This window comes from Flavobacterium sp. RSSB_23 (assembly GCF_051547145.1).
GTDB lineage: Bacteria > Bacteroidota > Bacteroidia > Flavobacteriales > Flavobacteriaceae > Flavobacterium.
This window is the reverse complement of the sequence record NZ_JBPTTO010000007.1, coordinates 21169-47230: the sequence shown is the minus strand read 5'-3', so window position 1 is coordinate 47230 and position 26062 is coordinate 21169. Positions and strand designations below refer to the sequence as shown.

Annotated in this window: 19 protein-coding genes; 3 read left to right on the top strand and 16 right to left on the bottom strand. The window is 34.9% G+C overall.

The annotated features are described in order from the left end of the window. Positions 1-443: 443 nt before the first annotated feature. From ACSVH9_RS11600 to ACSVH9_RS11580, 5 genes are all read right to left on the bottom strand, one after another. Positions 444-1718, bottom strand: a complete 1275-nt coding sequence (locus tag ACSVH9_RS11600) for a nucleotide sugar dehydrogenase (protein WP_438063835.1) — start codon at positions 1716-1718, stop codon at positions 444-446. A 33-nt stretch (positions 1719-1751) separates the two neighbouring features. After that, on the bottom strand, positions 1752-2720 hold the full coding sequence (locus ACSVH9_RS11595; protein ID WP_438063834.1) for an SDR family oxidoreductase: 969 nt from the start codon (positions 2718-2720) through the stop codon (positions 1752-1754). A 36-nt stretch (positions 2721-2756) separates the two neighbouring features. Further along, on the bottom strand, positions 2757-3179 hold the full coding sequence (locus ACSVH9_RS11590; protein WP_438063833.1) for an adenylyltransferase/cytidyltransferase family protein: 423 nt from the start codon (positions 3177-3179) through the stop codon (positions 2757-2759). Positions 3180-3678: 499 nt separating this feature from the next. After that, positions 3679-4266 (bottom strand): UpxY family transcription antiterminator, encoded by a 588-nt coding sequence (locus ACSVH9_RS11585; protein WP_438063832.1) that lies wholly within the window; start codon positions 4264-4266, stop codon positions 3679-3681. Positions 4267-4595: 329 nt separating this feature from the next. Further along, positions 4596-5882: a nucleotide sugar dehydrogenase gene (locus tag ACSVH9_RS11580; RefSeq protein WP_438063831.1), complete on the bottom strand. Its 1287-nt coding sequence runs from the start codon at positions 5880-5882 to the stop codon at positions 4596-4598. Positions 5883-7755: 1873 nt separating this feature from the next. Between ACSVH9_RS11580 and ACSVH9_RS11575 the strand changes: the two genes are divergently transcribed. Beyond that, positions 7756-9846, top strand: a complete 2091-nt coding sequence (locus tag ACSVH9_RS11575) for an LruC domain-containing protein (RefSeq protein ID WP_438063830.1) — start codon at positions 7756-7758, stop codon at positions 9844-9846. A 575-nt stretch (positions 9847-10421) separates the two neighbouring features. Further along, positions 10422-10805, top strand: a complete 384-nt coding sequence (locus ACSVH9_RS11570; RefSeq protein WP_438063829.1) for an HU family DNA-binding protein — start codon at positions 10422-10424, stop codon at positions 10803-10805. 1317 nt (positions 10806-12122) lie between these two features. Here the strand turns inward: ACSVH9_RS11570 and ACSVH9_RS11565 are convergent. The 7 genes from ACSVH9_RS11565 to ACSVH9_RS11535 form a co-directional block, all read right to left on the bottom strand. Continuing rightward, entirely contained in the window at positions 12123-13514 is a 1392-nt protein-coding gene (locus ACSVH9_RS11565; RefSeq protein ID WP_438063828.1) for a UDP-glucose 6-dehydrogenase, read from the bottom strand. A 200-nt stretch (positions 13515-13714) separates the two neighbouring features. Next, complete coding sequence (locus ACSVH9_RS11560) at positions 13715-14686, bottom strand: SDR family oxidoreductase (RefSeq protein ID WP_438063957.1); 972 nt, start codon at positions 14684-14686, stop codon at positions 13715-13717. Further along, positions 14686-17154, bottom strand: a complete 2469-nt coding sequence (locus ACSVH9_RS11555; RefSeq protein ID WP_438063827.1) for a polysaccharide biosynthesis tyrosine autokinase — start codon at positions 17152-17154, stop codon at positions 14686-14688. The genes ACSVH9_RS11560 and ACSVH9_RS11555 overlap by 1 nt, the downstream gene beginning before the upstream one ends. 15 nt (positions 17155-17169) lie before the next feature. After that, complete coding sequence (locus ACSVH9_RS11550; protein ID WP_438063826.1) at positions 17170-17967, bottom strand: polysaccharide biosynthesis/export family protein; 798 nt, start codon at positions 17965-17967, stop codon at positions 17170-17172. A 59-nt stretch (positions 17968-18026) separates the two neighbouring features. Then, on the bottom strand, positions 18027-18656 hold the full coding sequence (gene recR, locus ACSVH9_RS11545; RefSeq protein ID WP_438063825.1) for a recombination mediator RecR: 630 nt from the start codon (positions 18654-18656) through the stop codon (positions 18027-18029). An 81-nt stretch (positions 18657-18737) separates the two neighbouring features. Further along, a complete protein-coding gene (locus ACSVH9_RS11540; protein ID WP_438063824.1) occupies positions 18738-19892 on the bottom strand; it encodes a DegT/DnrJ/EryC1/StrS family aminotransferase in 1155 nt (384 codons plus the stop codon). Between the two features lie 162 nt (positions 19893-20054). Beyond that, positions 20055-20423, bottom strand: a complete 369-nt coding sequence (locus tag ACSVH9_RS11535) for a CoA-binding protein (protein WP_438063823.1) — start codon at positions 20421-20423, stop codon at positions 20055-20057. Positions 20424-20575: 152 nt separating this feature from the next. Here ACSVH9_RS11535 and ACSVH9_RS11530 point away from each other — a divergent pair, with 152 nt between their 5' ends. Then, the gene (locus tag ACSVH9_RS11530; RefSeq protein ID WP_438063822.1) at positions 20576-21202 is read left to right on the top strand and encodes a MarC family protein; all 627 of its coding nucleotides are present in this window, start codon (positions 20576-20578) and stop codon (positions 21200-21202) included. 60 nt (positions 21203-21262) lie between these two features. Here the strand turns inward: ACSVH9_RS11530 and ctlX are convergent, their stop codons facing one another. From ctlX to eno, 4 genes are all read right to left on the bottom strand, one after another. Next, positions 21263-22198 (bottom strand): citrulline utilization hydrolase CtlX, encoded by a 936-nt coding sequence (gene ctlX, locus ACSVH9_RS11525; RefSeq protein WP_438063821.1) that lies wholly within the window; start codon positions 22196-22198, stop codon positions 21263-21265. Between the two features lie 53 nt (positions 22199-22251). Beyond that, positions 22252-23166 (bottom strand): dimethylarginine dimethylaminohydrolase family protein, encoded by a 915-nt coding sequence (locus tag ACSVH9_RS11520; protein WP_438063820.1) that lies wholly within the window; start codon positions 23164-23166, stop codon positions 22252-22254. 67 nt (positions 23167-23233) lie between these two features. Continuing rightward, positions 23234-24517 (bottom strand): citrate synthase, encoded by a 1284-nt coding sequence (locus ACSVH9_RS11515; protein WP_438063819.1) that lies wholly within the window; start codon positions 24515-24517, stop codon positions 23234-23236. 152 nt (positions 24518-24669) lie between these two features. Beyond that, positions 24670-25962: a phosphopyruvate hydratase gene (gene eno / locus ACSVH9_RS11510; protein WP_159687085.1), complete on the bottom strand. Its 1293-nt coding sequence runs from the start codon at positions 25960-25962 to the stop codon at positions 24670-24672. Between the last annotated feature and the right edge of the window lie 100 nt (positions 25963-26062).

Here is a 26062-nt window from a genome sequence, read left to right as displayed (position 1 = left end):
TAAGCACATCACAACAAATGGTAAACTTAATATACTATTATCTTATAAATTATAAATCATTATTTTTTTAATTCATTCTTATTCTAGCTAATACATTCACTGCTAAAGTTTTTAATTTGATTATAAAAAATATATATTGCAATAATCCATATGTTTATATGAAAATTATAGGCACATAAATAAAAATTATTTATTATAAAAAATATGTAAATAAATATCTAAATGCAATTCTGTTATTTAAATAAAATTTTGCTTACAGATCAGCGAGATTTTTATTGAATGTACCTCTCACTTGCTGTGGGTATCTCTTTTTTTACTTGAACATTAATAGGTTCAATTTGGTATTATATACTTAAATACTCAATCAATTTTATTTTACCGAGCATTTTTAAATATGGGATAAAAAAAGCAAAAAAATTTTCTTTATAAAAATAAAATCTTCATTACAATTTACCATCTACATTTCCTTGCATACCCCCTTTTACATCATACATCAAGCTATTTCTGTTTTTCAAAGAAGCTAAATCTAAATCTAAAAAAACTTTATGTGCAACTCCAAGAACAATTGCATCAAATTTCCAATTTGGTAATACTTGTGTTGTAATCAAATTGTACTCATGTTTAACTTCATCGGGATTTGCCATAGGGTCAAATATTGTGACTTGAATTCCATAGTCACTTAATGCTTTGACAACATCCACTATCTTGGTATTACGTACATCTGGACAGTTTTCTTTAAAAGTTATACCTAGCATTAATAATTGTGAATTTTTTACGGCAATTCCTTTTTTTATCATTAATTTTACAACCTGAGAGGCCACATACTCTCCCATACTATCATTCATTCGGCGGCCAGCCAAAATAATTTCAGGATGGTAGCCAAACTCTTGGGCACGTTGTGCCAAATAATAGGGATCTACCCCAATACAATGCCCTCCTACCAATCCAGGTTTGAATGGCAAAAAGTTCCATTTGGTCCCAGCCGCTTCCAAAACCGCATGGGTGTCTATCCCCATCAAATTAAAAATTTTAGCTAACTCGTTTACAAACGCAATATTGATATCCCGTTGAGAATTTTCAATCACTTTAGCAGCTTCGGCTACTTTGATAGTTGGTGCTAAATGGGTTCCTGCGGTAATGACACTTTTATACAAGGCATCTACTACAAGACCAATTTCTGGTGTAGAACCAGCAGTAACTTTTAGTATTTTCTCTACAGTATGCTCTTTATCACCTGGATTAATACGTTCTGGAGAATAACCTGCAAAAAAATCTACATTATATTGCAAACCCGAAACTTTTTCCAAAACGGGTACACATTCCTCCTCAGTTACTCCAGGATATACGGTAGATTCATAAATAACAACGTCTCCTTTTTTCAAAACCTTCCCTACAGTCTCACTTGCCTTATAAAGAGGAGTCAAATCAGGGCGGTTGTTTTTATCTACTGGAGTAGGTACCGTAACAATATAAATGCTACACTCTTTTAAAATAGCCAAATCATTGGTACAATACAATCCTTTTGCATCCGAAAATTGAGCTACCAATACTTCTTGTAGAATAGCCTCTTCCACTTCTAGAGTACTATCGTGTCCCTGAGTAAGTTCTTGAATCCTTTTGGTATTGATATCAAAACCAACCGTGGGATATTTAGTAGCAAACAATCGAGCCAAAGGCAAGCCTACATATCCTAAACCTATAACAGCAATTTTTTTCATAAACCTTATTAAATTATCTAATTATTCTAATTTTTACTTATCCAAATTGGAAAAATACCAAGCTACGGCTTGTTGCAAGCCTTCTTGGATAGCATATTTTGGAGCGTAGCCTAATAGTTGCTTTGCTTTTTCAATACTTGCCAATGAATGGGGTATATCCCCTGCTCTGTTGGGACCATGCAACACTTCCACTTCAGCAATTTTAGGATCAAAAAGGGCAAGATACTCTTTAAGTAATCCAACTAATTGGGTTAAAGTAGTACGGTCACCAAAAGCTGTATTGTACACCGTATTCACCGCTTCAGGATTAGTAGTAGTCATTGCTAATTCATTCATTTGAATCACATTATCAATATAAGTAAAATCCCTAGAATGTAAACCGTCTCCATTTATCATTGGACTTTCATATTGCATCAATTGCATTACAAATTTAGGGATAACCGCTGCATAAGCACCTTTAGGGTCTTGTCTTCTCCCGAATACATTAAAATAGCGCAAACCAATAGTCTCTATACCGTAGGCTTTAGAAAAGATATCGGCATAAAGTTCATTCACATACTTGGTAATAGCATAAGGAGACAAAGGCTTGCCTATCACTTCTTCTACCTTTGGTAACCCTTGTGAATCGCCATAAGTAGAAGAGCTAGCAGCATACACAAAACGCTTCACTTTGGCATCTCGCGAAGCAGTCAACATATTTAAAAAACCTGATACATTGACCTCATTAGTAGTAATTGGATCATTAATAGAACGAGGCACAGAGCCCAGAGCCGCTTGATGCAACACATAATCTATTCCTTCAACTGCCTTTTGGCAATCAGATAAATTACGAATATCACCTTCTATCAACCTATACTTAGGATGCTCCAAAAAAAGAGCTATATTGTGCCGATGACCAGTTGCAAAGTTATCCAAACAAACCACTTCATATCCTTTTTCTAAAAAATATTCCGTCAAATTGGAACCGATAAAACCAGCTCCGCCTGTAATTAATATATTCATTATTTTCTTTTTTTTATCCTTAATGGTTTAAAAAAATTAGTCTTTTTTTAATTCTTTCTGACTAACTTCCCTTCTCAAACCTGAACTCGAAAAGCGGTGATCTCTGGTATTAAAATACAATTCAATCCCTTTCGCTTCGCAATACATTCTACCAGTAAAATCATGTTCTCGGTATTCGTCACCTACAATACGCACGTCTATTTTAAAAGAGCGTAAGATATCTTCTAAATCTTGTTCAGTAGCATAAGGTACAATTTCATCTACGAACTTACATCCTTTCAATTGAATATATCGTTCCACTACAGTCTGAACAGGCCGATTCTTTTCTGGTCGGTCTAAAGTGGGATCCGTTTGCAAACCCACAATCAAAAAATCACATTGCCGTTTGGCTTCTTCTAACATTTTGATGTGCCCAGCATGCAAAAGATCAAAGGCACTAAAGGTAATTCCTACTTTCATTTTTTTAGTTATCTGTTTTTAGTTATGAGTTATGAGTTGTCTGTTTTCGATTATCATTTATGACTTTATACTGTTAAGTCTCTAAAAAAGTCTCAAATGCTCTTCAACTTCGCTCCGTATAAACTGCACTACTTAACATTACGATGGTAAGATTCCTTCAACCTTTGTAAACCCTTAACCAACGAAATAGTTAAAAATGCAAACTCTTAAACCTCATCTCTTCCTTCTTACTAGCGCTTTACTTCCTCCCACGGCTTCGCCACTGTAAGTCCCATTTAAGAAACTACATTCGTAATTTTTTTTGCGAATTTAACGTAAATAAACAAGAATAGTCAGCTTATTTAAAACTTAAATTTCAACAATTTTGTTAATTTTTTAGTCATTAGCTGGTTAATAGGTGAACTGGTAAAAAGTTTATTCGATTAACCAATTAAACCTTAAACACTAAACTACTAACCTTTAAACAACTTTAAACTTTAAACCTTAAACTCTAAAATAATTAACCAACACTCCCTTTTCGCTCTACTCGTAACAGACAGCCCAAAGCCTCTAAAACGAGAACGTAACATTTATCATTAACTTCTTGCACTATGGCGGATTGGTCTTTAAAAACACCTTGCTCCAAGACAATTCGATTGCCCGCTTGCCAAGTAGTAACCTCAACCTTATAAGTGTCCGGTTCCGAAAGCCATTGTTGAATATCTTGAATCTCTTGTGTTCTAACGATGGCTGGTTGCCCTAACCAAAATAAATAACGAACCACACCTAAGACAGCGAAAACAGTATTTCTATCCCTCTCTTCAATTTGTACAAAAACATAGGAAGGAAAAAGCGGCGTTACTACTTTTTTCTTGCGATCACTCCATTGCTGCACTTTTGTAATTACTGGACAATAGGCTGTAACACCTATTTGCTGCAACTTTTCGGTCACTTTCTTTTCCCATTTGGGCTTTGTATAAAGTACGTACCAGTTCATTTTTATCGGGTTTCGGTTATCGGTTTCATTTGTGGGTTTACGGTTTGGGTTGTCGGTTGTTGGTTGTCTGTTATCTGTTGTGGCTGGAGGTTGCATTATCTGATAACTCATAACCGTGAATAACTCTTAACGGGTGACACACAACTCATAACTCACAACTCATAGCAAATACAATAGCAATATAACCCAATGTATTCTTGTCATATCGAGCGCAGTCGAAAGGTAACAATGGCTCTCGACTGCGGTCGAACTGACAAAATGGACTATTTAAAATAAGCTATTAGTATCACAAAACCATATCTCTTTGAGCAGTTGATGCTTAGCGAAGTAGAAGCACAATCGAGAAGTCTTGTTTTCGACTCCCTTCAGCGTCGGGTTACAACGAAAACTTCCCTAGACAACTCATAACTCTTAACCCACAACTCAAAACTCAAAACCTCCTACAACTTCCCGTCTACTTGTTCTCCCAAAACTCCTTTCACATCGTAGACCACTGCCCTTTCTTTTTTCAAATCAGCTATAGATAGTTGTAAAAACTCGGAATGTGCTACCCCTAAAACTACCGCATCGTACTTGGTATTGGGTACTTCTTTTTGGGTGGTTAATCCATATTCATGCGCCACCTCAGCAGGACTGGCCCAAGGGTCGTAAATCGTAACGGCTATACCATATTCTTGAAAAGCGCGAACCACATCAACAATTTTGGTATTGCGAACATCCGGGCAATTCTCTTTAAAAGTGATTCCTAATAACAACAAGCTAGCGCCATTTATTATCACTCCTTTTTTTATCATTAACTTCACCACTTGAGAAGCTACATACTCCCCCATACTATCATTCAAACGTCTTCCTGCTAAAATGATTTCAGGATGATATCCTTTTTCTTGGGCTTTTTGTGCCAAATAATAAGGATCTACTCCTATACAATGTCCACCCACTAAGCCTGGTTTGAACGGCAAGAAATTCCACTTAGTACTCGCAGCTTTTAAAACTTCACTAGTATCAACATCCAATAAATTGAAGATTTTAGCCAATTCGTTTACGAAAGCGATATTGATATCCCGCTGTGAATTTTCAATTACTTTGGCCGCTTCCGCCACTTTAATCGTAGGCGCTAAATAGGTTCCGACTGTAATAACACTTTTGTATAAAGCGTCTACTTGCTGACCAATTTCTGGCGTAGAACCTGAAGTTATTTTTAAGATTTTATCAACGGTATGCTCTTTATCTCCGGGATTGATGCGTTCAGGGGAATAGCCTGCAAAAAAATCGACATTGAATCGCAAACCAGAAATTTTTTCTAATACAGGTATGCACTCTTCTTCAGTTACCCCAGGATATACTGTAGATTCATAAATAACAATATCTCCTTTTTTTAATACTTTCCCAACGGTAGCACTTGAAGCATACAGGGGTGTTAAGTCAGGGCGATTGTTTTTATCAACTGGAGTAGGCACAGTAACAATGTAATAATTACAGTCTTGTATCGAAGTCAGCTCATTTGAACATAGCAGTCCTTTTTCTGACGCATCGAAATCTGTAACCAAAACCGATTGCAATACAGCATCGTCGATTTCTAAAGTACTATCAACACCTGACTGCAATTCAGCCACTCTGTTTTTATTAATATCGAACCCAACCACAGGATATTGAGTAGCAAATAGTCTGGCCAAAGGCAATCCAACGTAGCCTAATCCAATTACGGCAATTTTTATTTTTGTATCCAATGTATTACTTATTTAAGCTAACAGTCTTTTTCTGAAAGTTATTAGGATTGCAAATATAACAAAAAGCAAAACAGCAATCCTTTGCTTTTGGATGGAGTAAAAAAACAAAAAGAGACATTTCAAGCAATAAACCTTCAACCTATTGTTTTTGAGATACTAAGCAATCTATTAGCGTTAAATTAAATATAAAAAATCACTAGTTTTAGGGATAGTCCAAGTAAGATGTTTTGTGAGAAAAATAAGCAATAGCTAACTTTATATTAAGCTAGCTATAGGCACGGTGTGTAACGATTTTCAGAACGTCACGATCGGCTCCAATTTAATAAATCAAATGCAAGGTTCGCAATGGATTACGCAATGAAACGCAAAAGTTGTATTGACAAGAAACATTCTCGATTGTTACCAACTGAAGCAGGGATTGCTTTTTCTTTTCCCCAAATCCTAAAGGGCAAAAAAAGGAACAACAACGCGTTGTATGGTAAGGTGCTTTTTGATTTTTTTTACCTCTACAGGAAGTAATGAATTATGTGCTTCTAAACAGTCTCGACTGCGCTCGACTTGACAATTATACAGAGCATCATAGTAAGATTTCAGCAGTTAACTGTTGCCTAAGTACTTGGCTGACGGAGGAATCGTTACAACATTTCATATCATATTGGTCTCAGCAATTGAAGTGATGATCAAAGTTACTGTCAAGGAAAAGAAGAGGCTTCTATTTCCTTTTTCAACCTCTAAGTCCTACCTTCTGAATTTAAGTATCCTCTCAAAAGTTGATACTCAGCGAAGTCGAAGTATAGTCGAGAGGACTTGTTTCACCTACACGTCTTGTTTTCGGCTCCCTCTAGGGGCGGGGTAAAACGAAAACTAAAAAAAAGACTTTCTATTAAACACTATACCTTAACCGCAATGTTCGCAAAGAATTACGCAAAGGAACGCAAAGTATTTAGATGTTGATAAATAGACTCTCGGGGTAAAAAAAATGAGGTTTAAATGCTTGACATCAAACCTCATTACTTCAAAATACACCCCAGCTCCTATAACTCCAAGTGTATATTTTTTTTAAAGGAGTCGTTGAATCTTCGATTTCAAGAGGGGAGTAAACCGCTTAATCAAATTTTGTTTGCTTATTATTCAAAAGGATTCTTTTACCTAATTTCTGTCTTTAAGTGTAAACTCGAGTAGTTTATACTGAGCTAATCTAAGTACAGTCAAGAGGATATGTTCTTCTACACGTCTTGTTGTCGGCTCCCTTTAGGGTCGGGGAAAAACGAAAACTCTCCCTAACACCCGACAACTGATAACTGACAACCCATAACCAATAACTGATTACCAATAACCGACAACCCACAACTCACAACCCATAACAGATAACTGACAACCGACAACTGATAACTGACAACCCACAACTCAAAACCGACAACTCACAACTCACAACCCACAACTCACAACTCACAACCGACAACTCACAACCGACAACCCACAACTCACAACTCACAACTCACAACCCAAAACCGATAACCAATAACCCACAACTCACAACCCATAACCGATAACTGACAACTAAAAACTGAACACTGCCCACTCTTTTCGGCTCCTTTCAGTACATAATTTGTAATTATATTTTCCCCTACTTACAGCAATAAATCAATCCTAAAAAAAGCTATGTGATTGAATTTCAATCAACAGCACGCACTTATTTTTAAAAAAAACACAGTTTTTAATAAAAATTCTCACTACCTTTAATATATAATTAACTCATAATGAATATGTTTACAATCATATCCTTATAAAATAATTGTAAAACCATATAAAAAAATACAAGAACTATTTTTCTGATTCAATCTTAAAAAAATAATTTTTAACAAGTATTTATATGAAAAAAATTAGCCCCAAAACTAGTCTCGTTTTAGTAGCAACATTGCTCATTTTGTTGTATTCGTGTGCTCACGATACTACTAATGACAATACTCCGATTCCGAATAGTAGTACATTCGATTTTAAAACCACTAAACAAGTAAAAGTTTCACTTTCAGTCTTAAATTCAGAAAACAAACCTATCGGAGGGGTATTTGTACAAATTTACACTCAAAATCCTTTGACAACGGAAGGTTTACTTAAAGCAAATAGCAGCGATTTTTTAGCATTTAAAGGCATTAGTTCAACTGCTGGAATAGTAGATTTTGAAATAGCACCACAAACATTTGTTGACAGCATAAGTGTTTTAGTAGACCATGTTGGTTTTCCTTCATTAAAACAGATTAAAATTGATTCTAATACTATTAGTGCTGTAATCGGTGGATCAAATCCAAAAACGAATAAGAGTGCCACAAATTTAAAAACTAATGCAACAGTAGTTTTACCAGAACCGACAAAAAAAAATGGCTACTATGCACTTGGTTCTTGGGATAACTTGGGTAAACCAAATTACTTATGGAATACGGATGACAAAATAGCCAATGATTTTTTAGCAGATGTAAATGCGTCGCTACCGGAACGAAAAAAACTAACAGATTCACATCCTGAATATTTCGCTACTACTGATAATGGCAACATTGAACTGATAGCTGATGCAGAAGTTTGGATTACATTCGTGCACGAAGGCACTGGTTACAAAAATACGCTAGGATATTATACGCATAAAAATGACAATCCCCCAAACAGTAAAACAGAGATAAAAGATGCCACTATCCTCTTCCCAAATAGTTCTTACACTGGGTCTGGGGGTTCTTTACGCAGTGGTAACAAAGTACAACTATTGTATCTGGATCCTGTAACTAATAAATACACAACCGTTTTCCCGAAGGGAACCACTATCGCTTGGTTTTTAATTACCGCTGGCTTTTCAACTACTAATGGTGCTATTGGTACTGGTATCAACACCTACTATTCCGACACCCGTTTTAATCCAGAGAAAAGTGAGAGTAAAAAAAAGCACAATGTCGTTCTAAAAGATGTGAAACGGCAACTTTTCTTAGTAGGTTTTGAAGATCTCCAAAGAGAAGGAAATACAGATGACGATTTTAATGATGTTGTTTTTTATTCTACCGTTTCTCCCTACACTGCCGCTAAAACAGACAACATAAGAGCAATAGATACACCAACAGATAGCGATGGTGATGGCGTGGGTGATACGCTTGATGAATTTCCAACTGAGCCTACAAAAGCATTTAACAATTATTATCCATCCAAAAATAATGTTGGAACACTTGCCTTTGAAGATTTATGGCCTTACAAAGGAGATTATGATTTCAACGATTTAGTACTTGATTATAATTTTAATCAAGTAACTAATGCCGAGAATAAAGTTGTTGAAGTAAATGCTGCCATAACAGTTCGAGCAATTGGTGCTTCATTGAAAAATGGGTTTTCGTTACAATTTAACACTATACCAACCAATGTAAAATCGGTTACTGGACAAAGTTTAAATAATGGGGTATTTGTTCTAAATTCCAATGGAACAGAACAAAAACAATCAAAAGCAGTCATCCCCATTTTTGACGATCCATTTAAAGTATTGAATTATAATGGCTCTATTGTTAACACTTATGTAGGAGGAGCCTATGCAGCTCCTAAAACAATTAACACAAAAATTGAGTTTATAACTGCAATACCCTTCAGTAATTTTGGAACACCACCTTACAACCCTTTTATTGTCATAAATGCAATACGCGGCAAAGAGATCCATTTACCAGCTAGTGCACCCACAGATTTGGCAGACAAATCACTGTTTGGTACTGGTGACGACAACACTAATCTGTCTATTCAAAAGTATTACATGTCAGACACCAATTTACCTTGGGCCATTAACATCCCCATGCAATTTGCATATCCTGCAGAAAAACAAGACATTACTAAAGCCTTTTTAGTTTTTAACCAATGGACTAAAAGTCAAGGATTTAATTATATGGATTGGTACATGGACAAAAACGGATACAGAGACACTTCTAAACTATTTAAAAAATAAAAATCGGAACAGCAATAAATCCAAAATAAGAACTATTTTAAATACTCTTCAAACGGAACTATGTGCAGACATACAAGAACATTTACTACTTTTTAAAGCAACAACTAGCCGTTACACTGCTCCAAAGTGTAACGGCTTTTAATTTAATGCTAAAGCCACCCATTAGCTACCTTTTTCTTCCCAAAAGTTTTAAAGCTCCAATCATAAGTTCTTTTGCGAAAGACAATTCAAGGTCATAAAAAAATGGAGTAAAATCAAAGATTACAGCACTTTAGGTTGTTTTTTAATTGACTATTAAACTAGACTTATTAACAACAGAAGCAAATGTAGGTTTTCTGTTTATTAATAAATTATTAATTCATTAATAGAAATACCACAAAAAAAAAATTTTTACAAAAAATAAATTAAAAATTGAATAAAAACTAATTTAAGCATAGGAAATAACTTTAAAAACTGTTAATAAGTTCACTTTTTTTACAATCACTTTTTTATAATCTTTGTAGTGTTATTACAAAGTAATTAATCAGCTTTGTATGACAAAATCATTTATTATTAACTTTTTAAAAAGCTAGATTATGGCTATTAAATTTAGAATTCAGTCAAGAAAAAACCCACAGGACCTGACTGCCCCTGAAAAGTATTATGCCGCCTCTATTGGCAATGGTGAAACAGATTTGGAAGCTTTAGCGACCATGATTTCGTATCAAAGCACCTTGACGGATACGGATTGTTACGCTGTGTTAAAATCGTTGGAGTACAACATCATCAACGAGCTCAATCAAGGACGTATTATCAAATTGGGAAGTTTGGGTAACTTTCAAGTCAGTATCAGCTCGGAGGGAAAAAACACGCCCGAAGAAGTTACTGCAGCAGACGTTAAAAAAAGCCGCATATTATTCCGCCCTGGAAAGAAATTGCGCCAACTGCTTAAATCAGTAAATTACCAAAAAGCCAGCTAGTAGCCCGTATTTTTAGTTAATTGAGTAGTTGAAAGTCTCGAGTGTTCCCGCACTCGGGGCTTTTTTTTTATAAATTTCCTTTCATTTCGTCCGTATGCAATTTATAGTTCATCAGGATGAACCGTTTACTTCATCAGGACGAAGCCAAAAAAGCATCAAGACGAAATGAATTGTCCCGCGCTCAGACAATTGAAAAGATTAATAAATGTTTTTTTCCTACAAAAGGAACGAAATACTTTTGTTTTTCACACAAAATAGTTTCCAATCTCCCCCTCTTCGCGTACTTTTTTTTAAAAAAAAGGTGCTTTTACTTCATTTTTAAGCAAAAAAAAGCTCAAAAAAAGCAGCTAGTAACCCGTCTTTTTGAGCAAATTAAGAGTTGAAAGTCTCGAATAGTTCCCGCTATTCGTATTTCGATGCGGTAAAAATACCTTTTCCCTAGCTATTTGTCAACTTTTTTTAAGCCTTTTTTAAGCTTTTTTTTAAAGGTTGGGTTGATTTCTTTGGCGGGTTTGGTGGATTATGATTTGCGAAGGGTTCTTTTAGATTGCTTACTATGGTCAACCTATAGCTGGGACATATGAAACCTTAACCGCAAGGTTCGCAAAGAATTACGCAAAGGAACGCAAAGTATTTATATAATGACAAATAGAGTCTTGGTGTAAAAAAAAACAAGGTTTAAATGCTTGATATCAAACCTCATTACTTCAAAACACACCCCAGCCCCTATAACTCCACGTGTATATTTTTTTTAAAGGAGTCGTTGAATCTTAGATTTCAAGAGGGGAGTAAACCGCTTAATCAAATTATGCATGCTGTATTTTCAGGAGGCTTCTTTACCTAATTTCTGTCTTTAAGTGTCACCTCGAGTAGTTTATACTGAGCGAAGTCGAAGTAAAGTCGAAAGGACTTGTTCTCCTTTACGTCTTGTTTTCAACTCCCTTTAGGATCGGGGTAAAACGAAAACTTAACCTCATCAGCCCTTTATTGTTCACCTCAAAAACACACCCCCACCCCCTCTCAAGAGGGGAGTAAACTGCTTAATCAAATTTTGTTTGCAGTATTAGTCAAGAGGCTTCTTTTACCTACTTTGTTTTTAAGTGTCACCTCGATTAGTTTATACTGAGCTAAGCTAAGTACAGTCAAGAGGATATGTTCTTCTACACGTCTTGTTTTCGGCTCCCTTTAGGGGCGGGGTAAAACGAAAACTCTCCCTAACACACAACAACTGTAACTGACAACCCACAACTCAAAACCGATAACTCACAACCCACAACCGATAACTCACAACTCATAACTCACAACCGATAACTGCCCCTACGCCCCAATCCCTAGATACACAAAACCAATGGCTTTCATTTGATCAACATCTAAAATATTTCTACCATCAAAAACAAAGGCTGGTTTTTGCATGCTATCATAGATTTTTTGCCAATCATAACTTCTAAATTCATCCCACTCTGTTAGGATGGCAATAGCATGGGCATTCTGACACGCTTCATAGGCAGTAGCAGCCGCAGCAATGTGCTCTTTGTTTTTGCCTGGGGTTCTTGATTCTAAATAATCCAAATCAGAAAGAATTTTAGAAAATGAAACTTTAGGATCATATACTGTAAGTCGGGCTTCTTCATTAATCAGATCGTCAGCTACATAAATCGCTGCAGATTCTCTCGTATCATTGGTGTCTTTTTTAAACGCCCATCCCAAAAGAGCAATTTTTTTATCGGCTACTGTATTGTATAATGTTTGTACTATTTTATTGGAGAAACGTCTTTTTTGATGATCATTCATAATGATAACCTGCTCCCAATAATCGGCTACTTCATGTAACCCATAGGATTTGGCAATATACACCAAATTCAGAATGTCCTTTTGAAAACAAGAGCCTCCAAAACCTACAGAGGCTTTCAAAAACTTGGGACCTATTCTGCTATCCATTCCTATAGCTCTGGCTACTTCATTCACATCGGCACCCGTTTGCTCACACAATTCAGACATCGCATTGATAGAAGAAATTCGTTGTGCTAAAAAAGCATTGGCTGTTAATTTTGACAATTCAGAAGACCAAACATTGGTGGTCAAAATCTTTTCAGGGGCTACCCAATTGGCATACACGGCTACTAAAGACTGAATGGCTTGTTCTCCTTCTGGAGTAGTATCTCCACCAATTAGAATACGGTCTGGAGCCAAAAGATCGCTTACAGCTGTTCCTTCAGCTAAAAATTCAGGGTTGGATAAAATTTGAAATTGCACCCCATTACCTGTATGGTCTAAAATACTTTTAAGTGCTTCAGCTGTACGAACTGGCAAAGTCGATTTTTCAACCACTATCTTATTGTCTTTGGCAACTTTAGCGATTTGACGCGCGCACAACTCAATGAATTTCAAATCGGCAGCCATTCCTTTCCCTTTTCCATAGGTTTTGGTTGGTGTATTCACCGAAATAAAAATCATTTCCGCTTCGTCGATTGCTTTTTCAACATCGGTTGAGAAAAACAAATTACGCCCTCGAGCTTCTGCCACAATCTCAGCCAATCCTGGCTCATAAATTGGAATAGTAGTTACATCTTCATTATTCCAAGCTGCAATTCTTTCTTGATTTAAATCCACCACAGTGACTTGAATCTGTGGACATTTTTGCGCAATAACCGCCATCGTAGGTCCTCCGACATATCCGGCGCCTATGCAACATATTTTTGTAATTGACATTTTTATTTTTTGGTTTATTTTTTATTTTTATCTTTCAGTTATCAACCTTCAATCAGTGAACTTTCTAGCAGCAGCATTCAAATTACTATAGGCTAAATACTACACTTCTGACTCTTGACTCAAATTCGCTTTCTTTCCGTCAACAAATACTACACATACACCCAAAACTCATAACAGAAAACTCACAACTCAGAAAGTCACTATTTCAAATGCTCCCAATACCAACCCACCGCTTCTTTTAAACCCTGTTGCAGAGAAAATTGAGGAGCATAGCCTAATAGTCTTTGTGCCTTATCAATACTAGCCAACGAATGAGGTATGTCGCCCGTGCGATTGGGACCATATTCAATAGGAATGTTTTTGATGCTTTCATCATATTCTCCTAAATAGGCTTTCAAATAACCCACAAGATCATTCAATGTATTTCGGTCTCCAAAGGCAGTATTAAAAACAGTATTAATGGCTTCTGGCTGCGTGGTCGTCATTGCCAATTCATTCATCTGAATAACATTATCGATATAGGTGAAATCTCTAGAATAATTCCCGTCTCCGTTAATTATTGGGCTTTGGTGTTGCATCAGCTGCATCACAAATTTTGGAATAACTGCTGCGTAAGCACCTTTAGGGTCTTGCTTGCGTCCGAAAACATTAAAATAACGCAATCCGATGGTTTCTAAACCGTAGGTTTTTCCAAAAATTTCAGCATACAATTCATTAACATATTTTGTAATCGCATAAGGAGACAATGGCTTACCTATAACCTCTTCAACTTTTGGCAACCCCTGAGAATCTCCATAAGTAGAGGAACTCGCTGCGTAGACAAAACGCTTTACTTTAGCATCTCTTGCAGCCACCAACATGTTCAAAAAGCCAGAAACGTTTACGTCATTGGTAGTAACAGGATCACCAATTGAGCGCGGAACAGAACCTAATGCCGCTTGATGCAACACATAATCGACTCCTTCAACCGCCACTACACAATCATTTATATTTCTGATATCACCTTCAATTAATTTAAATTGAGGATGAGCGGCCACTGCTGCAAGATTATGACGATGTCCTGTTGCAAAATTATCTAACACTACTACTTTATATCCTTTTGCTAAAAAATATTCTGTAAGATTAGAACCAATAAAACCAGCACCACCTGTAATTAGTATCGTTTTTTCCATCATAGTTTTCGTTCCTTTTTTAACCACTTCAACACTTTAGAAATAGTGCTTACAACTGGTTCTTTTTCATGATAACCATCAGCATAACTATTATTACCATAACCGTAACCATAGCCATAACCATAACCTGTACCGTATTTTGCTTTGTTTTCAAAACCATTCAAGATGATACTAGTGTTCTTCAATTCCCCTCTTTTGACTCTATTATTTAAAAGCGTTATCATGTCCTTTTTTGAAAAGTTTTGACGAACAATATAAAGAGTTACATCACAATATTGATCCAACTCCAAAGCATCTGATACCAATCCAACTGGAGGGGTATCCAAAATGATGTAATCATACTTTTGTTTTAATTCGCGCATCAAATCTCCCAAGTGCTCACTTATAATTAACTCAGCAGGGTTAGGCGGAATAGGTCCAGATAAAATAACATCTAGAAAAGGAATTTCTGTAGCATTTGTAATTTCATCAACAGAACTTTCATTGATTAAATAATTGACAACTCCTTTATCATTATTTAAATTAAATTCTTCAAACAACTTTGGTTTACGCAAATCCAAACCAACTATTACTGTCTTTTTTTCACTTAATGCAAAAACCGTTGCAATATTAATAGAGCAAAATGTTTTTCCTTCACCACTTACAGAAGAGGTAATCATTAATGTTTTCGCCCCATCTACATTTTGCTTTTTATACAAAAACTGTAAAGATGATCGAATGGCTCGAAACGATTCCGACAAAGCTGATTTAGGTTTATTATATACTGCTAAGGCAGTTTTATCTCTATTAACCCCAATCACTCCTATCAAAGGAATGTTCGTAAGATTGGACAACTCCTCTGTGTTTTGAATAGAATTATTGATAAAGAAAATAATCAAAACTACAATTAAGGGTATCAAAATCCCTAAAAACAAGGCAAGAACGTAGTTAACAGAAGTTTTGGGACCAATTAAACCTCCACCAACATCTTTGGCGGGATCAATAAAGTGAATATCGGATAAGTTTGCGGCTTTTACAATATCAGCCTCACTTCGTTTTTGTAAAAAAGTAGTATAAATATTGTCACTCAAATCATACTTACGTTTTATTTTAATCAATTCTTGCTGATCTTCGGGTAACTGTTTGATAACACTCTCTGAAGCTCCTATTTTACTATTGACTGTCGCTAAATCATATTGTAAAGCTTGTTTGGCCGTAACGATGTTTTCTAATAAAACATTTTTTACTGCCAGCATTTGATTGTCAAAATCTTTAAATATTTTCTCGCTCTTTACGGCATAAGCCATTTCAGAACGTTGGGTAGACAATGCAATTAATTTAGAAACATTTACCACAATATTAGGATCTTCAATTCCTGCTACTGATGGTGCTGGTAACTTAGAATAATCGACACTGCTTTTCAGATAAGAACGTAACGAATTGTAATACGCAATTTTTCTAGTAATCTCGTCTTTCTCAACATCGTACTTTAAAATTCTATCTGAAAATTTTACCCCTCCATCTTCAACATCAATAATGTTTTTATCTTTTCGAAAGGATTTTAATTCATTACCTGTTTCTTTTAATTGCGATTCCATTGACACTAACGTACTATCAATAAAAGCAATTGTATTGGTAGCAAATTGATTTTTACTATCCAATTGCCTTTTTATCAACATCTTTACCGTAGCATTCAAATAATCTACCAAACGTGCTTTGTTGGTACCCTGCATGCTTAAGGTCAAAACAGAACCTCCTTTATCATCCGCTCTAACTGCTATACCTTTATAATTCGATACAGTACCATCAAAATCATTAAAGCGAACGAAGTATTCATTTCCTTTATAAAAACCAGGATTGTCCTTTATATTTAAACGCCAATTCAAAAAAGGAAGCACCACTTCTTGCCCTACTTTAAATCTCTTTTTAAATTCACCAACGGCTACATTTGTAGTTGACCTAGAAGCATCAGCATAATGAATTAAAGGAACAGAACTGTTCTCAAAGGTGATTTTAAGCTCGTAAACAGATTCTGATACGAAAGTTATACTAATTAGTGCACCTGTTAATTGCCCTTTCTTCTTATCTAACTCTAGTTCAAATGGTACTGCACCATAAGCATCAATTAAGTTGTATTCGCCTTGCACTAAATAGTCAATATAATACTGTAATTTTTCAACCACTAATTCGTTATGGGAACGCGATTGCAAGGTGGTAGTAATGGTTTGCACTTCATCAGAAACTCCTCCCCAATTAAAAGTCAAACTGGTATTTGAAGTGAACAATGGATTGCTTTCTTCTTTTACAGAAATCAATGTTTCTAATCCATAAATTTTTTCTTTCCTAATATTGACTTGATAGGCAATAAAAAAACAGATGGCTAAGCTTATCAAAAACCACTTCCAGTAGCCCGCTATTTTAAGCAAAAAGCCTTTGAAATCAAACGTGGATTGATTTTCAAAAATGGAAAAATCTTTAAGGTCAAGCATTTTTAGAAAAGGGATTTAGTTTTTTAATAATAGATAGGTAGTTGTAACCAATGACAGAAGTGTAATGATAGTACCTAAAGATTCGATACCTGTTTTTCCTGTACCCCAAGATTTTTGTTTCATAGGCTTCACATATACATAATCATTGGGTTGCAAATAATAATAAGGCGAGTTGATAACATTGCGATCGGTTAAATCCAAATCATGCATTTCAACTCCAGTGGGTGTTTTTCGCATAATGGTCACTTCTTTTCTATTTCCAACCATTGTAATGTCACCTGCATTGGCAATAGCCTCTAATATGGTTACACTCTCCTGGAAAAGCGTTTTGGTACCTGTACTCCCCACCTCACCATTAATAGTATAACGGAATCCTGATAACTTTACGTTGACAAAAAGATTCGCTTCGTTTTTAAAGTATTCTTCTAAGAGTTTTTTTTCTATTTTCAAACGAACTTCTTCCAGTGTATAACCCAGAACATTCATTTCTCCTAAAATAGGAATACGAATATTACCGTGATCGTCTACTCTATATCCGTTAAAGTACAAGCCACTTTCAGAATTTTGATTTAAATTCTCATTGGCACTTGCGTTAGCATTAAAAATAGCCACCAATTTTGGATCTATGGCTTTCAAATTGATACTTAAAACATCATTCGTTTGCAGTCGATAAGGTTTTGACCCAATAGCCATAACAGCCTTTTCAGGAGACTCCGACTCTTTTTGTTGCAAATAAGTTAAATCTTTGGTTGGTATACAAGAACTCAAAAGTAAACCACTCATTAGTACCAAAAAGAAAATCGTTTTGTTCATCCTTATTATTTTATTACAAATATAGTTTATCATTCACAATTAACAGAAAACTCAATGTATTAATTAGAACCTGTAGTCTTAAAGGAAGACTCAAAAGGCACACGTTGCAATATACTTCGTCCTAAAGTTACCTCGTCTGCATATTCTAATTCATCACCAACTGCAATACCTCTTGCAATGGTTGACAGAATCAAATCAGTAGCATTGATTTGCTTATATATATAAAAGTTTGTCGTATCCCCTTCCATTGTTGAACTCAATGCAAAAATCAATTCTTTAACTTGACCTGAATTTACTTTTTCGATTAAGGAATTAATATTCAATTGACTAGGTCCTACACCATCTATTGGAGAAATTTTCCCTCCCAATACATGGTAAATCCCTTTATATTGACCTGTATTTTCAATAGCCATAACATCACGGATATCCTCAACTACACAAATCAACTGATGATTTCTGGAAGTATTGGCACAAATCTGACACAACTCAGTATCTGATATATTATGACAACTAGTACAAAAACGAATATCGTTCCTCATATTAAGCAAAGATTCCGATAAAAAACGTGTTTGGTCGGATGGTTGTTTGAGTAAGTGTAAAACCAATCGCAAAGCAGTTCTTTTACCGATTCCTGGTAATTGAGCCATTTCACTAACCGCTTTTTCTAATAACTTCGAAGAAAATTCCATAGCGACAAAAATACGTTTAAAATTGAAAAAACACTATTTTTATAGCAAACTAGCGCTTTTATAGGATGTTATTAGTAATTTTTACAAACAATTGTACTTATCCAATAAAATCATACACTTTTCTTTTATTCTTGCTTTTTTTTCTTCACCTAAAGTCGAACTTGATGGAAGGCATAACCCTTGTTCAAACAAAGTTGCCGCAATTACTCCTCCGTAGTAAGGGTATTTTTCAAAAACAGGTTGCAAATGCATCGGTTTCCATAATGGACGCGCTTCAATATTAAATTCTTCTAAAAACAAACGAAAAATTTCGGGCGTTAATCCGTTTGTTATTTCACTATCAATTAAAATGGTGGTCAACCAATAATTGGAAAAAAAATCAGCATTGGGCTCCGTAAAAACTGAAATTCCCTTTACTCCTAAAAATAGCTCTTTATAAAAAGAATGATTATTTCTACGTGACTGAATACGCGAATTGAGCACCTCTAATTGTCCTCTCCCTACAGCTGCTGCAATGGAGCTCATGGCATAATTATATCCAACTTCAGTGTGTTGATAATAAGGCGCTGCATCACGAGCTTGCGTAGCCAAAAAAGCAGCGCGCTCTTTTTGTGAAGCATCCGAAAGTAATAATGCACCACCACTTGATGTCGTAATGATTTTGTTCCCGTTAAATGAAAAAACACCAATATCCCCGAGAGTTCCACAAGGGACACCTTTATAGCGACTTCCCAAAGCCTCAGCACTGTCCTCTAAAACTGCAATTCCATATTTATTTGCTACTTCATTAATCTTATCTGCCTGATAAGGCATACCATACAAATCCACAACAATAATGCACTTTGGTTTTTTACCTTTACTAATTCTATCTTGTATTGCTTCTTCTAATGCTATTGGACACATGTTCCAAGTATCCAACTCACTATCAACAAAAACTGGACTTGCTCCTATATAAAGAATTGGATTCACCGAAGCTGAAAAAGTCATTGATTGACAAATAACTTCATCTCCAGGTTGCACACCTAACAATAACAACCCCAAATGAATAGCCGAAGTACCAGAATTAGTAGCATTTACAATGACATTATTACCTAAATAACACTCTAAATCCTCCTCAAAATCACGCACAACATTTCCACCAGAAGTTATCGCTTTAGCTTCTAATGCTTGTTGTACATAGTGCAACTCTTTACCACAAGGATGAGATTCAGAAAGAAAGATTCTATCTAGATTCATAAATAAAACTGCCTTTAAAGACTAAATGATTATTTTTTTAAACTTTAATCAAAACAAAATGGTTACTTAAAAATTGAGATACCAACGCTACCTACTGAATTGTTGCGTTAAAAATCAATCCAAATTAGTAATAACTTAGCATCTCAAAATATAACAAATCCTTTAATATTGATTGAGCGTAAGTAAAACTAAAGTACAAGCTACTTCTACTTGAATCCCATTCAGTTCAAGCAATTGATACAACTCTGGATTCTCAGTACCTGGGTTAAAGACTACACGTTTAGGCTTTGCTTCCACAATGTAATTATAATAATCCCTTTGTCTTGATGGATTCAAATACAAGGTTATGGTATCTATATTTTTCAAAGGAATTGCCTTTGTTTTAATTTTCACACCAGCTACCTCTCCTGCATTTTGACCTATTGCAATTACAGAATGCCCTTTCTCGACCAATAAGGAAATGGCTTTAAAGGCATATTTTTCCGGTTTAGAAGTCGCTCCTAAAACTACTGTTTTTTTATTTTTTGTCATTTTTCTAAATATATGCTACAAAAGTAGTCAAAAAACAAGGACAGCCTCTACCTTTTAACCAATGAAAACCGTAGTGTTCAGAAAACAATAAATTAACAAACAAGTAAGATTTATCACTCTGAAAAGTGTAGCTTTGTAACAAAACACGAGATATGGAATTATTTATTTACCTATTTGCCGCTTTATTTTCTGTTTTAAATCCTATAGGAACAGTTCCAATTTTTGTTGGGCTAACCCAAAACGACAGCCAACCCGAACGTAACAGACTCTCCCTTTGGACCGCTATAAATGTCTTTATCATTTTAGTAGTGTCCTTTTTGGTCGGACAATATGTACTAACTTTCTTCGGAATTAGCATTGACTCATTAAGAATAGCTGGTGGAATTGTAATTGTAAGCTCTGGTTTTTCACTTTTGTCAGGAAAATTCAACAAGAAAAGAGGTATTAATAAAAAGATTGAAAATGATGCCCAAAAAAGAAATGATATCGCACTTACTCCATTAGCAATACCAATGCTAGCGGGACCTGGCTCAATGTCCCTACTGATTGCATTTTACAACCAACATAAATCTACAAATGAAATTTTGATTTCAATAGCTGCTATTTTGGCCATATCAGCAACTATATTTGTTATTTTAAGGAGCGCACACTATTTGGCAAAAGCTCTAGGAGCCTCTGGGATTGTTGCGATTTCTCGTATCGTAGGATTTATTGTAATTGCTATTGGTATACAATATATAGTAGGCGCTTTAGTGAATATAATCAAAGCTAATTTTTAGATAAAAAAATGCCTGTCAAAACTTATTTCTGACAGGCTGAATTTTAAAATGTTTTTGTATTTAAGCTCTTGGCAAAAAAATCTCCGCCATCATACATCGGGCACTTCCACCACCACAAGCCTCAATAGTATCCAAACTAGAGCTTAAAATCGTAACGTGCTCTTCTAATTCTGTAATTTGTTTTTTCGTCAATGATTGATGAGCTGCAGCACTCATAATCAAATACCTTCTGTCGTCAGCACCTTTGACTTCTAGCATGTTACCTGCAAAATTATTAACTTGATCTTCAGTAATTAAAATCACTTGTTTATCATCGTTTTTCAAACTATCAATAACCATCTTACGTTCTTTTTTATCGTCAATTGCATCTGCACATAAAACAGCAAAAGTTTCACCCAAACACATCATCACATTAGTGTGATAAATCAATTTACGTTCTCCATTTACGGTTTGAAATGCTTCAAAAATTACTGGCGCAAAATCAAAATCTTCGCAAAATTCGATAAACAACTCTTCATCAGCTCTAGGTGATAAAGCACAATAAGCTTTCCCATTAGCACGATCTAGCAACAAACTTCCGGTTCCTTCCAAGAATATACTATCCATTTCAGCTTCAGTATAATCCATAATCTCATTGATTACAAAACCTTCATCTTCGAGAATATCTAAAATTTCTTCTCTTCGTTCTAAACGACGATTTTCAGCAAACATTGGATACAAAACAACATCTCCATTTTCATGAAAAGAAATCCAATTGTTTGGAAAAATACTGTCTGGAGTATCTGGAGACAATGTATCATCAACAACAATCACATTCACACCTACAGAACGTAATTTTTTCACAAATGCATCAAATTCTTCTTGTGCCTTGGCATTAACAGTAGCCGGTAACAATCCATCTAATACTTTTTGGTAATAATTATTTACGGCAGTTTGCTCATTCATTCTAAAAGCAACTGGACGTATCATCAATATAGAATTGGTAGTTTGTTTCATCTTTTTTTTAATTTAAATAATTCGGATTTAAAAAAATAATCCCAAAACACTTTTTAATCTCTAAGTAAAGGTAGGGTTGAACAACGTAATAAGCCTTCTTGTTTAGCTATCTCGGCGTATGGAATCTCCTCAACCACAAAACCTTGCTCTCTCAACCAATTATTCAATCTTGTAAAATTCTTCTCAGAAACAACGACATTGGGAGCAATAGAAAAAACATTAGAATTCATATCATACATTTCGTCTCTTGTGATATGAAACAAATTTTCCTTTCCAAAAAGACTCACCAAGAACAGATAATCAGCCTCTTCTCTAAATCCATTTTTATAAATAATTCCTTTATCATTACCTACTGGTTGGAAACAACAATCTAAATGTAAGGCATTATCTCTAGCTTCTAATTTTGATTTAACCAAATCAAAATCTTTGACTATTTTATTGGGAAAAAGTTGTCTAATAAAATCAACACCTTGCCAATTCGTTCTTGCAGTTATATAATCTTTATAATCGCTTCCTTTATAGGTTCCAATAAAAATGTAATCATTCCAAAGCATAACATCACCTCCTTCAATATGGACTTCTTCTGGAGGCCTAACAACTTTTGAGGGGTTGATTTGATCAATAACATATTGAATCGCATCTAATTCTCTCTCTCTGTCTGGCAAAATATTCGATTTGATAAAAACATCATCAATAACAAATCCAATATCTCTTGCAAATATTTGATTATAATTTGAAATTAACTCAGGTCTATATACTGTAACGTTGTATTTTTCAAAAACAGCATTAAAAGCATCCATCTCAACAATCATGTCTTTTTCTAAAGGATAAGTACCTGCTACTATATGCTCTAAAGATTTTGGATCATAAGCTTCATCTACCGTTGGAGTTGGCCCATTACTATTTGCTACTCCTAAAATAACCTTTCTTAATCTTGCCGTTTCATTTTTTACATTTAACTCTAACATTATAACTTGAAATTATTTAGAACCAAAAAAGCTCCACAGATTCGTGAAGCTTTTTAGTCATTATATTTTATCTTTTATCTACACTTTTAAATTCCCGTAATGGATAGCCAACATAAACTTGTCTTGGACGACCAATAGGTTCTTTGTTTTCTCTCATTTCTTTCCATTGCGCAATCCAACCTGGCAAACGTCCTATAGCAAACATTACTGTAAACATATCAGTTGGAATTCCTAAGGCTCTGTAAATAATTCCAGAGTAGAAATCAACATTAGGATACAAACTTCTTGATTTGAAGTACTCATCTTCTAAAGCCGCAACTTCTAATTTTTTAGCGATCTCTAAAATTGGGTCTTCAACACCCAAAGTAGCTAAAACTTCATCTGCTGCTTTCTTAATAATTCTTGCTCTAGGATCGAAATTTTTGTAAACTCTATGACCAAATCCCATCAAACGGAAAGGATCATTTTTATCTTTTGCTTTTGATAAGTACTTTTCAGTATCTCCACCATCTTTGTGAATTTCTTCTAACATCTCTAAAACGGCTTGGTTAGCCCCACCATGAAGTGGCCCCCAAAGTGCAGAAACTCCAGCTGAAATAGAAGCAAATAAACCAGCATGCGAAGAACCTACCATTCTCACTGTAGATGTAGAACAGTTTTGTTCGTGATCAGCATGTAGAATAAACAATTTATCTAACGCACTTACAACAATAGGATCTGCTTTATAAGGTCCTGTAGGCAATTCAAACATTAGACGCATAAAATTCTCTACATACCCCTTTGTATTATCATAATAATTTAATGGGAATCCCATGCTTTTTCTGTACGTCCAAGTAGCAATAACTAAAAATTTACCCATAGTTTTGCATACCGCTTCATACATTTCCTTCTCGTTCTCTACATTAACTGATTTAGGATTAAAAGCTGTCAAAGCACTTGTTAAAGCAGATAAAACACCCATTGGATGGGCAGTTTTTGGAAATCCGTCAATAATATTCTTCATTTCTTCGTTTACCAAAGTATGCTTGCGAATATCATTTTCAAACTGAATTAATTCTTCAGCAGTTGGTAATTCACCAAAAATTACAAGATAAGACACTTCTAAAAAGTGACCTTTTTCAGCTAAGTCTTCAATTGAATACCCTCTGTATCGAAGAATTCCTAACTCACCATCTAAAAAAGTAACCTCACTTTTACAAGAACCTGAATTTTTGTATCCAGGATCTATAGTAATCACCCCAGATAAATCTCTTAATTTACTAATATCAACAGCTCCTTCGTTTTCGCTACCCACTATGAATGGAAGCTCAAATTTATTGCCATCAATTTCTAACGTTGCTATTTTTGACATAATATTATATGGATATACTTTTAATTAAATATTTCCCAAATCTAATGAATTTAGAACTAATTTAAAAACGAATTCAATCCCCAACTTGTTAAATGTTTACAAAAAAAGCCATCTGAATAAACAGATGGCTTTTAGTATAAAAAACACTATTGTTATTTTACATTGAAAGCATTTTTGCCAGGAAAATAGGCAGTAGCTTCAAGTTCTTCTTCTATTCTCAATAATTGATTGTATTTAGCCATACGATCAGAACGAGATGCAGAACCTGTTTTAATTTGACCACAGTTCAAAGCAACCGCTAAATCAGCAATAGTATAATCTTCAGTTTCTCCTGAACGGTGAGACATTACAGATGTATACCCAGCATTTTTAGCCATATTTACTGCTGCAATTGTTTCAGTCAAAGTACCAATCTGATTTACTTTTACAAGGATTGAATTCGCAATTCCTTTTTCAATACCAGTAGATAAACGCTCAACATTAGTAACAAATAAATCATCACCAACCAATTGCACTTTATCTCCAATTTTCTCAGTTAATAATTTCCAACCATCCCAGTCATTTTCTTGCATACCATCTTCGATAGAAATAATTGGATACTTAGCTGTTAATTCTGCCAAATATTCAACTTGCTCTGCTGATGTTCTAACTTTTCCAGTTGGACCTTCAAATTTAGAATAATCATATTTACCATCAACATAAAACTCTGAAGAAGCACAGTCTAAAGCAATCATCACTTCATCTCCAAAAGTATAACCTGCAGCTTCAACTGCTTTTTTGATAGTATCTAATGCATCTTCTGTACCACCTGCCAAATTAGGAGCAAAACCTCCTTCATCACCAACTGCTGTAGAAAGACCTCTATCGTGTAATACTTTTTTAAGATTATGGAAGATTTCAGTACCCATTTGCAATGCATGTGTAAATGACGTTGCTTTTACTGGCATAATCATGAACTCTTGAAAAGCAATTGGAGCATCTGAATGCGAGCCACCATTAATGATATTCATCATTGGTAATGGCAAAGTGTTAGCTGAAACTCCACCTACATATCTATACAAAGGAAGCCCTAATTCATTTGCAGCAGCTTTTGCAGCAGCAAGAGAAACACCCAAGATAGCATTTGCACCTAATTTTGATTTATTTGGAGTACCATCTAAATCAATCATTAATTGATCAATTTTATTTTGTTCAAATACAGAAGTACCTACTAACTCTTCAGCTATAATCGTATTTACATTATTCACAGCAGTTAAAACTCCTTTTCCTAAAAAGGCTTTACCACCATCTCTCAACTCTACCGCCTCGTGTTCACCTGTTGAAGCTCCTGATGGAACTGCAGCTCTTCCTATAATTCCGTTTTCTGTAATTACATCTACTTCAATAGTTGGATTACCTCTTGAATCGAAAATTTGTCTTGCGAAAATTTTAACAATAATACTCATTATTCTTATATTTTATGTTATTAATTTGTATTTTACTCAAAATTACGGAAATAAAATGATAATCATAAATAAAGAATAGACTATATTTTATAATTTATTA

Coding starts and splice junctions, on each gene's coding strand:
- ACSVH9_RS11600 (WP_438063835.1), bottom strand. CDS start 1,718: ATGAAAAAAATTGCTGTTATAGGTTTAGGATATGTAGGCTTGCCTTTG.
- ACSVH9_RS11595 (WP_438063834.1), bottom strand. CDS start 2,720: ATGAATATATTAATTACAGGCGGAGCTGGTTTTATCGGTTCCAATTTG.
- ACSVH9_RS11590 (WP_438063833.1), bottom strand. CDS start 3,179: ATGAAAGTAGGAATTACCTTTAGTGCCTTTGATCTTTTGCATGCTGGG.
- ACSVH9_RS11585 (WP_438063832.1), bottom strand. CDS start 4,266: ATGAGTTATCAGATAATGCAACCTCCAGCCACAACAGATAACAGACAA.
- ACSVH9_RS11575 (WP_438063830.1), top strand. CDS start 7,756: ATGAAAAAAATTAGCCCCAAAACTAGTCTCGTTTTAGTAGCAACATTG.
- ACSVH9_RS11570 (WP_438063829.1), top strand. CDS start 10,422: ATGGCTATTAAATTTAGAATTCAGTCAAGAAAAAACCCACAGGACCTG.
- ACSVH9_RS11565 (WP_438063828.1), bottom strand. CDS start 13,514: ATGTCAATTACAAAAATATGTTGCATAGGCGCCGGATATGTCGGAGGA.
- ACSVH9_RS11560 (WP_438063957.1), bottom strand. CDS start 14,686: ATGGAAAAAACGATACTAATTACAGGTGGTGCTGGTTTTATTGGTTCT.
- ACSVH9_RS11555 (WP_438063827.1), bottom strand. CDS start 17,154: ATGCTTGACCTTAAAGATTTTTCCATTTTTGAAAATCAATCCACGTTT.
- ACSVH9_RS11550 (WP_438063826.1), bottom strand. CDS start 17,967: ATGAACAAAACGATTTTCTTTTTGGTACTAATGAGTGGTTTACTTTTG.
- recR (WP_438063825.1), bottom strand. CDS start 18,656: ATGGAATTTTCTTCGAAGTTATTAGAAAAAGCGGTTAGTGAAATGGCT.
- ACSVH9_RS11540 (WP_438063824.1), bottom strand. CDS start 19,892: ATGAATCTAGATAGAATCTTTCTTTCTGAATCTCATCCTTGTGGTAAA.
- ACSVH9_RS11535 (WP_438063823.1), bottom strand. CDS start 20,423: ATGACAAAAAATAAAAAAACAGTAGTTTTAGGAGCGACTTCTAAACCG.
- ACSVH9_RS11530 (WP_438063822.1), top strand. CDS start 20,576: ATGGAATTATTTATTTACCTATTTGCCGCTTTATTTTCTGTTTTAAAT.
- ctlX (WP_438063821.1), bottom strand. CDS start 22,198: ATGAAACAAACTACCAATTCTATATTGATGATACGTCCAGTTGCTTTT.
- ACSVH9_RS11520 (WP_438063820.1), bottom strand. CDS start 23,166: ATGTTAGAGTTAAATGTAAAAAATGAAACGGCAAGATTAAGAAAGGTT.
- ACSVH9_RS11515 (WP_438063819.1), bottom strand. CDS start 24,517: ATGTCAAAAATAGCAACGTTAGAAATTGATGGCAATAAATTTGAGCTT.
- eno (WP_159687085.1), bottom strand. CDS start 25,962: ATGAGTATTATTGTTAAAATTTTCGCAAGACAAATTTTCGATTCAAGA.